Origin of the sequence: Streptomyces sp. SID14436, assembly GCF_010548465.1 — a bacterium.
In the GTDB taxonomy this organism is placed as follows: domain Bacteria; phylum Actinomycetota; class Actinomycetes; order Streptomycetales; family Streptomycetaceae; genus Streptomyces.
In genome coordinates this window covers 1-1,760 of the sequence record NZ_JAAGMD010000152.1, presented here as the reverse complement: position 1 = coordinate 1,760, position 1,760 = coordinate 1, and the positions used below count along the sequence as shown (strand labels likewise).

Genomic DNA, 1,760 nt, shown 5'->3' with positions numbered 1-1,760 from the left:
CGCCCCCGGCCTGGGCCGGCTCGCCGAACGGGCCGGGGACCTGGCGGCGCGGACCGAGGACGACGCCGTCCGCGAACTGGCCGAGGCGATCCGCACGGCGGACCGGCTGACCTAGCCGGCCGCCCGGCCGGGGTGCACGCGTGGTGCCCCGGCCGTTGACTGATCCCTACGTCCGGGTAAGTTTACTCTGGAGTAAGTAGCGCAGTGAGCACGGCAGCACCAGCACGACAGCCTCCAGCCGCGACCGGGAGCCGCCATGGGCGTACGCAGGGACCTGAAACGAGCCAGACGACGGACCGGCCTCACAGCCCGCGTCGGCATCGAGACCGTCGCGGACGGCCACGGCGTCGTCCGCGAGGTCCGCGCCGCGCCCCTGGCCCCGCGGCCGGCCACCGGCAGCACCGCCGACATCCCCTTCACCAACGCCGCTGAGGCGCCGGACGCCGTCGTACTGCGCCGCGAACGGCAGGGCACCTGGCACCCGGTCACGGCGGCGGCCTTCGCCCGGGAGGTCACCGCCGTGGCCAAGGGCCTGATCGCGGCCGGTCTCCGGCCGGGGGACCGGGTCGCGGTGATGTCCCGCACCCGCTACGAGTGGTCGGTCCTGGACTTCGCGATCTGGTCCGCGGGCGGCGTGACCGTGCCCGTGTACGCCACGTCCTCCGCGGACCAGGTGGAGTGGATCGTCCGCGACTCCGGCGCCCGCCACGTCGTCACCGAGACCCCGGAGAACACCGCCACCGTCACCGCCGCCACGGCGGCCCACTCCGAGCACCCCCGCCTGTGGGAGATCGACGCCGGGGCCCTCGACCGGCTCACCGCCCTCGGCCGGGACGTGTCCGACGAGGAGGTCACCGGGCGGCGCACCGCCCTCACCCCGGACAGCGTCGCGACGATCTGCTACACCTCCGGCACCACCGGCCGCCCCAAGGGCTGCGTCCTCACCCACGCCAACCTGCACGCCGAGGCCGCCAACACGGTCGAGCTGCTGCACCCCATCTTCAAGGAGGTCACCGACCAGGTCGCCTCGACACTGCTGTTCCTCCCGCTCGCCCACATCCTCGGCCGCACCCTCCAGATCGCCTGTCTGACGGCCCGCATCGAGGTCGGCCACTTCCCGAGCATCAAGCCGGACGAACTGCGGCCCGCCCTCAAGGCGTTCCGCCCGACCTTCCTCGTCGGCGTGCCCTACCTCTTCGAGAAGATCCACGACACCGGCCGCGCCACCGCCGAGCGGATCGGCCGCGGCGCCTCCTTCGAACGCGCCCACCGCCTCGCCGTCCGCTTCGGCGCCGCGCACCTCGACCGGTTCCTCGGCCGCGGCAAGGGCCCGGGCCCCGCCCTGTACGCCGCCTGGGCGCTCTACGACCTGCTGGTCTACCGCCGCGTCCGCAAGGAACTCGGCGGCCGCCTGCGCTACGCCATCAGCGGCGGCTCCCCGCTGGAACGCGACCTCAACCTCTTCTTCTACACCGCCGGCATCCTCATCTACGAGGGGTACGGCCTCACCGAGACCACCGCCGCCGCCACCGTCGTCCCGCCGCTCGGCCCGCGCCCCGGCACGGTCGGCCTGCCGGTGCCCGGCACCGCCGTGCGCATCGCCGACGACGGCGAGGTCCACATCAAGGGCGGCATCGTCTTCGGCTCCTACTGGAACAACCCCGACGCGAGCCGACAGGTGCTCTCCGACGGCTGGTTCGCCACCGGCGACCTCGGCTCCCTCGACGCCGACGGGTACCTCACCATCACCGGGCGCAAGA

Annotated in this window: 1 protein-coding gene; it reads left to right on the top strand. The window is 73.8% G+C overall.

Annotation, left to right across the window (positions count from 1 at the left end; all coding sequences use genetic code 11):
• Positions 1-256: 256 nt before the first annotated feature.
• The coding region (locus G3I53_RS05725; RefSeq protein WP_164438084.1) for an AMP-binding protein at positions 257-1,760 on the top strand (1,504 nt) is incomplete at its 3' end.